Source organism: Streptomyces sp. NPDC050121, assembly GCF_044460385.1.
In the GTDB taxonomy this organism is placed as follows: domain Bacteria; phylum Actinomycetota; class Actinomycetes; order Streptomycetales; family Streptomycetaceae; genus Streptomyces; species Streptomyces soliscabiei.
The window spans coordinates 1-6,017 of the sequence record NZ_JBITJV010000092.1; the positions used below are offsets into that span (position 1 = coordinate 1).

The 6,017-nt window shown below is 63.3% G+C and carries 6 protein-coding genes and 2 pseudogenes; 2 read left to right on the forward strand and 6 right to left on the reverse strand.

What is annotated here, in order from left to right:
* Nucleotides 1-60: 60 nt before the first annotated feature.
* Together ACIBTS_RS49020 and ACIBTS_RS49025 are read right to left on the reverse strand one after the other, a co-directional pair.
* Nucleotides 61-879, reverse strand: coding sequence for an IS3 family transposase (locus tag ACIBTS_RS49020; protein WP_399328460.1), 819 nt, complete (start codon nt 877-879; stop codon nt 61-63).
* A 2-nt stretch (nt 880-881) separates the two neighbouring features.
* Entirely contained in the window at nt 882-1,181 is a 300-nt protein-coding gene (locus tag ACIBTS_RS49025; protein WP_399328450.1) for a transposase, read from the reverse strand.
* Nucleotides 1,182-1,252: 71 nt separating this feature from the next.
* Between ACIBTS_RS49025 and ACIBTS_RS49030 the strand changes: the two genes are divergently transcribed.
* Nucleotides 1,253-1,408 (forward strand): hypothetical protein, encoded by a 156-nt coding sequence (locus ACIBTS_RS49030; RefSeq protein ID WP_399328452.1) that lies wholly within the window; start codon nt 1,253-1,255, stop codon nt 1,406-1,408.
* Between the two features lie 420 nt (nt 1,409-1,828).
* On the opposite strand, the gene ACIBTS_RS49035 is transcribed toward ACIBTS_RS49030, so the two are convergent.
* The 3 genes from ACIBTS_RS49035 to ACIBTS_RS49045 all read right to left on the reverse strand — a co-directional run bounded on the left by ACIBTS_RS49035 (nt 1,829) and on the right by ACIBTS_RS49045 (nt 4,678).
* The gene (locus ACIBTS_RS49035) at nt 1,829-2,533 is read right to left on the reverse strand and encodes an IclR family transcriptional regulator (protein WP_399328454.1); all 705 of its coding nucleotides are present in this window, start codon (nt 2,531-2,533) and stop codon (nt 1,829-1,831) included.
* A 365-nt stretch (nt 2,534-2,898) separates the two neighbouring features.
* Complete coding sequence (locus ACIBTS_RS49040) at nt 2,899-3,678, reverse strand: ABC transporter permease (protein ID WP_399328456.1); 780 nt, start codon at nt 3,676-3,678, stop codon at nt 2,899-2,901.
* Entirely contained in the window at nt 3,665-4,678 is a 1,014-nt protein-coding gene (locus ACIBTS_RS49045; RefSeq protein ID WP_399328458.1) for an ABC transporter ATP-binding protein, read from the reverse strand. The genes ACIBTS_RS49040 and ACIBTS_RS49045 overlap by 14 nt, the downstream gene beginning before the upstream one ends.
* 275 nt (nt 4,679-4,953) lie before the next feature.
* On the opposite strand from ACIBTS_RS49045, the pseudogene ACIBTS_RS49050 reads away from it, so the two are divergent.
* A pseudogene (locus ACIBTS_RS49050) lies at nt 4,954-5,271 on the forward strand (transposase family protein); the annotation flags it as partial.
* A 493-nt stretch (nt 5,272-5,764) separates the two neighbouring features.
* Here ACIBTS_RS49050 and ACIBTS_RS49055 read toward each other — a convergent pair.
* A pseudogene (locus tag ACIBTS_RS49055) lies at nt 5,765-6,017 on the reverse strand (MFS transporter); the annotation flags it as partial.

The window sequence follows — 6,017 nt, forward strand, 5'->3', positions numbered from 1 at the left end:
TCGTGCCCTTGAGACCGTCGCCCAACACGCTCATGGCCCCGGACGCCGCATGCCCCGTGATCACGCTGGCTTCACTCGAATTGGGCAACAGGGTCTCTCGATGAAGGTGAAGACCTCGGCGCGGGCGGTCACCCGGTCGGGCCAGGTCCGGGTGCCGATCTCCTCCTTGAGCAGGGCCCAGAAACTCTCCGCCGCGGCGTTGTCGAAGCATGATCCGGTGCGTCCGCAGCTCTGTTGTAGCCCCAACTCCTGTATTCGATCCCTGAATTGCGCCGATGTGTACTCGCTGCCGCGATCACTGTGGATCACGCATCCGGGCTCCAGACCGCCTCGGCCGTAGGCCATGTCGAGGGCGTCGACGACGAGCTCTGCGCGATGGTGATCGGCCATGGCATAGCCGACGACCTCGCGGGTGGCCGGGTCCAGCCAGCAGGCGAGGTAGAGCCAGCCCTCGGCCGTCGGGAGATAGGTGATGTCACCGACCAGCTTGATCCCGGGACGCTCGGCGTGGAAATCGCGGCCGATCAGGTCCGGGGCCGGCCTCGCCTTCACGTCCGGCCGGGTCAGCGAGCGGTGCTTGCGGCGGGTGACGCCGCGGATGTCGCGCTCGCGCATGACGCGGGCGATGCGCTTGCGGTTCACGCGGTGCCCCAGACGTCGCAGCTCGGCGTGGATGCGCGGGACGCCGTAGGTGCGACGGGAGGCGATGTGGAGCACGGTGATCTCGTGGGCGAGCGCGTCGTCGGCCGCCCGGCGGGCCTGCCGAGCGGACTCGCCCTCGCGCCAGGCGTAGTAGGAGGAGCGGGCCACGCGCAGCACCCGGCACAACAGCACGATCGGGTGGTTCGCCTTCTCCGCATGGATCAACCGGTACAACATGGTCACCGGTCGCTCTCCTTCACGAAGAAGGCGGTCGCTTTTTTCAGGATCTCGATCGTCTGCTGCTGTTCGCGGTTCTCTCTACGCAGCCGCCGCAGTTCCTCGCGCTCGGCGCTGGTCAGCTCGCCGCTCTGGCCCTCGCCCCGGTCGGCCTTGGCCTTGCGGTACCAGCCGCGCAGGGACTCCGAGCTGATGCCGAGTTCCCGGGCCACCGCGGTGACCGTCTTGCCCGAGGAGTCGACGAGCGCGATCGCGTCCCGCTTGAACTCCTCGGTGTACCGCTTCGTGTACTTACTTCCCACCTGGTGCTACTTCCTCTGGAACCTCAAGATCCCAGTCTCCAGGTGTCCACGATCAAGGGGAAGCTTCAGTTGTGCAGGGCATCACCACCCCGGTCAACTCCGGCGTCAACGAGAGCCGCATCACGGACCTGAAACTCCAGAAAAGGATCACGGCCGGCCGCGCGGGCGTTCCGCTGCTCCGCCACCGAGTCATCCTCATGGCCCACCTCCGACGCCGCTACCCGTGACGGAGCGTCACCGGCGCACGGAGGCACACCCCTACTTCACGAAAATCTTGCCAGGGCCACGATCGTGTGTACGCCGACACCCTGACCAGCTGATCAGCACCTCCCGAACGACGGGGGAACCTCAGACGGCCATCTCGAGAGCGTCCAGGACGAAGACAGTCTCCTTCACGGTGGCCGCCGACCAGCCGACGATCCGGCGGGAGAAGGTGTCCACGACGAACGCGAGACGGTGGCGGACCACGCCTTCACATGGGTGAAGTCCGCCACCCAGCACCGGTTCGGAGCGGCGGCGACGAAGTTGCGGTCGACCAGGTCAGGGGCTCGCTCAGCCTGCCCGCCGGGGATCCGCATCGACAGGGAGGTCATGGACGCTCTTTGCCCACGCGGTTCATCGCGAGGAGGAACAAGAGCCGATCTTCGTCATGAGGGAGTGACCAACTCGGGGGTTCGCTGCAGTGCGCGGGAGACGGCCGCGCAGGCGGCCTTTAGGTGCATGGCGGCCAGGCCCACGTCGAGCCGGGCCCGGGGGCCTGCGATGGCCAGCGCACCGATGGCCGTGCCGGGCGCCGTGAGCACGGGGGCAGCAATGCCGGTTACCCCGACCCCGGTCATCTCTCGGACGACCGCGAAGCCCTGGCGCCGCACGAGGGCCGCCTCGTCCTCCCGAGTGCGCGCGGTCGGGTGCACCACGTACTTGCCCTCGGCGCAGAAAGCGCGAAGTGCTCGGGTCGCGGCCCGATACGCGGCCCGAGCCTCCTCCATGCTCACCTCTGGGGCGTGTCCGTGGGTGTTCCGGACGGAGTCCAGGGTTGCGTTCGCCCCGGTGGAATTAGCGATATAGAGGAACGTGCTACCTCGGGTTAGGTGCTGCAGTTTCTCCTCGTAAGGTAAAGCCATGTTACGGAGTATCATGTGAGGGTGCACTCGTGCGCCCAGCATGAACAAGCCCATGCCGAGCCTGAACCCCTTCTCGCTGCGTTCCAGCATGCCTTCGCTGACCAGTTCGGCGATGATTCGATGGGCCGTTGCCTTGGGCATGTTAGCCCGCCGGGAAATATCCGAGAACGTAAGCTCCGACTCGCCGGCCCGGAAGACGCGAAGGATACCGAGGCCACGCGCGAGCATGGAGCGAGCACTATCATCAGCAGACAAGAGAACATCCTCCCTTCAGGGCGGTGCAGCAGGGGCGCTGGAAGCGTGTCCGGCGGGTGCACAGTTCGTGGGCGTGGTTTACGACTTGGTGCGGCCTTGCCGAGGCATCCATAAGGTCTTTCCGCTGATCGACGTACGTCTGCAGCACCAGCGCGAGCGAGTTAGGCGGTGCCCGGAAATCGTCTCTCAGACAGCCACAGAGTTGTCGCCTCGCTGCGAAACACGGATTGGCAGTGTGCGTGGGAAGTGCCCGGCCGCTGCCATTAAGAGGGTCGATGCATCGACCCAGTTACTTGAGACACGCAAAGGGCCCAAGCAGCCAGCCAGACATAGGTCTTTTAGATCAGTTCGGACTTCTCGTCGCGGTAGCGCAGACTGAATACACCGACCACCGCGAAGGCCACGGTGAGACCGCCGATAACGAGAACCGCCTGCAAGGCCGGGCGCCATGAATCGGTACCACCAATAGCTGCATCAATGGCGCGCATTGCCCAGTACTGAGGCGTGATGGTGCCAATCACGCGCGAAATCGAAGGCAGGTTCTGCGTGGGTACTAGTGCGCCACCAGCGCTACCGCCCATCAGGAGCAGGATGTACGCAAGGCTGCGGAATGACTGAACTGACTTCGTTGCCACGAACAGCACGACACCAAACGCACACCCGAAGGCGACGAGCAGCAGGGCCACCATAATGAGTTGCAATAGTGAGCCGCTGAGCGGCAGGCCGTACCCAATTTCCGCAATGGCGCCAAAAATGCCCAACTGCAGGAAAGCGGCTCCGGCGACAGGCAGCGACTTTCCAAGTATGAATGCTAGCCGGGGAGGGTGGATAATGGCCTGCCTCATCCACGTGTTGTGGGTATGCTCTCGAAACAGCGCAAGACCGACATAGTTTACGGTCATGAAGCTGAACATTACAGCTACCCCGACTACCGATCGACCGGAGGTCGCCTGTTCGCCCGCGCCGGAAATTGCAGGGCCGAGCGTGATCGCGAGGAGGCCCGGGAGGATGAACATAAAGGCTACTGGAGTGCGCATCCGCCAAAGGATCAGAGCATCACTGACGGCGAACGTCGTGACCGTTGCCCAGAAACCTGTCCTAATTTCAGTCTTCGCCACTGACGACTCCTTGTAGTTGGGGGTCAGCGACTAGAACTTCTCGCAGGCGGGACTGGCTGGTTCGGATGCCGATCACGCGACGGCCACTCATGTCATCGCCGGTTGCAATGTCGGCGACAGCTTGGTGTAGATCGTGGATGGTCTGCGGCGCAGCCACACGCACCGTTTGCGGCCCGTATGCCGTTTCGGTGTCAATGACAAGTTCCCGGCGATACCCGGCCAGAAATGCCGGGACTGACTGATAACGTGCCACCGTACCTTCACGGATCACTACTGCATGTGTGCACATTTCCTCAATATCCTCCGGATAGTGGGAGGTGACCAGCAGGGTGGAGCCGGCTTGACGCCAGTCGTTGACAAGGCCGACTAGCCGATTTCGGGTCTCAAAGTCCAACGCGGCAGTCGGCTCGTCCAGAATGCGCAGCGGCGGATCATGCACAAAGCTCGCGGCTAGGTGTGCCAGGCGCTGCCAACCACCAGAGAGGCGACGGACCAGCACGTTTGCTCGTTCCGTCAACCCAAACTCTGCGAGCGTTCGATCAACCGCGGCCGGCACTGCCTTGCGACTGAGAAGCATTCGGGCGACGTGGCGGAGGTTTTCCTTCACCGTCAACTGTTGATACAGAGAGATCTGCTGGGTGGCATATCCCACGAGGGTGCGAGAGAAGTCGGCCGTGCCATGGAAGGTGACTGATCCAAGCCGGGTACCGGCCCGCACTCCGAGTATGGCGTTAAGGAGCGTACTCTTGCCGGAACCGTTCGCTCCCAGGACGCCCAAAGACTGCCCTGCTTGCACTTTGAACGATACGCCACGAAGAACGAGTCCGACTTGCTTCGGGTACCGAAATGACAGGGACTTTACCGTCAGTGCGGGAACTTGCGTGAGCATACCAGGGTTCGCCATTTCTTCCTTATTTCGCTGAGAATGCCGCTCATCGATCGGGGTCCCTAGCCGAGCATCATAGCGAGAGTCAGCACTAATCCAACACGCCGCACACATTCGAATGACCCCGACTGGCGACCTGCGGCCGCCCCAACTTGAGTAGTCTGCGATTGAAAGTAAATCAGGATCTTATTGCGGTTTCAAGCAGCGTATTTCGGGTGCGTGTGCGAGAAACGCTCACGACTACCCAACGAGCACCGATCTGCACTCGTCAAGGAAAGGTGCGGTGAACATTCCGTCCGCTTTGTGCATGAATTATGTATGAAGTGAGGTCCATTTCCGGGGCTAAGACTTGTCCCGTAACTGCTTGTCACGGATGAGATGATCTTGATGTGGCTGGTTTGGTCACGGCGTCGGAGCCGTCCTGGATAGCCCCGTTCACCGGGCTGAGCCCGCGTCAGTTCGGGAAGCTGATCACCGCGTTGAGGCGCGAGGGTGCGGATCCGGTCCGCAAGGGCCGGCCGTGGAGCCTGCCTCTGGAGGACCGGGTGCTGCTGGTCGCCGCCTACTGGCGGACCAACCTCGCGCTGCGCCAACTGGCGCCGCGGTTCGGGGTGTCGAAGTCGGCCGCCAACCGCATCATCGACCACCTCGGACCGGCGCTCGCCGTCCAGCAACGCAAGCGGTTCCGCAAGGATGCCGTGCTGATCTCCGCGACAGCGCCGGGAGGCCGAAGGTCGATCCCGGGCCCTGCGCGCCACTGCAGGCGGTGAGGCCCAGTCTTCGGAACGCGGACGGGTAGGCATACGAGACCTCGTAAGCGGAGCGAAGTCATGCTTTGGCATGCACAACGGGGAGTTGAATGGCCGACCGGGGACCTGGAGCGCACGGCTGACCAGCGCGTAGGGCGGCTTGGAAAGCGCGGAAAGACCTGTTCGAACAGCCTTCCCGAGGTTTCGTAACTTTCTTACGAACCGGGAATCTAGGTCTAGGCATGCCCGCTTGTCAACGCCCTGGTTCTCTTTCGGAGACGTAGCGGGTCACAACGTATCCTCATCAGCCAACGTCCTACGGATGCTGCACACTCGCGGGTGCCCCTTCCATGCCTACTGCCCGACGTCGAGACGGTCTTGCCCGACCTTGTCTACGACAGCGCACTCGACCTGGACCTGGTCGGCGGGGACGCGAAGAACATGGCGGGGATCACGAACTCGTACGTGCGATCTCGGGCTCCTTCTCCAGGGTTGCCGAGGTCTTGATCGCCTCTTCGGCCTTGGTCGGATCCTCCGCCCTCGCTTTCGCACCACGGCCCTTGCCGGGGAGCAAGAAGGCCACGGACACCGCCCCCAGTTCCAGGATCGCCGCGCCCACCAGGCTGGTGTGAGCCACCGCGTCCGCGAACGAAGAGCCGACCGCCTCCGCCATCCGGTGGGCGCCGTTGGTGAGTTGGCTCGCC

Coding starts and splice junctions, on each gene's coding strand:
- ACIBTS_RS49020 (WP_399328460.1), bottom strand. CDS start 879: ATGTTGTACCGGTTGATCCATGCGGAGAAGGCGAACCACCCGATCGTG.
- ACIBTS_RS49035 (WP_399328454.1), bottom strand. CDS start 2,533: ATGCTCGCGCGTGGCCTCGGTATCCTTCGCGTCTTCCGGGCCGGCGAG.
- ACIBTS_RS49045 (WP_399328458.1), bottom strand. CDS start 4,678: ATGTGTGCGGCGTGTTGGATTAGTGCTGACTCTCGCTATGATGCTCGG.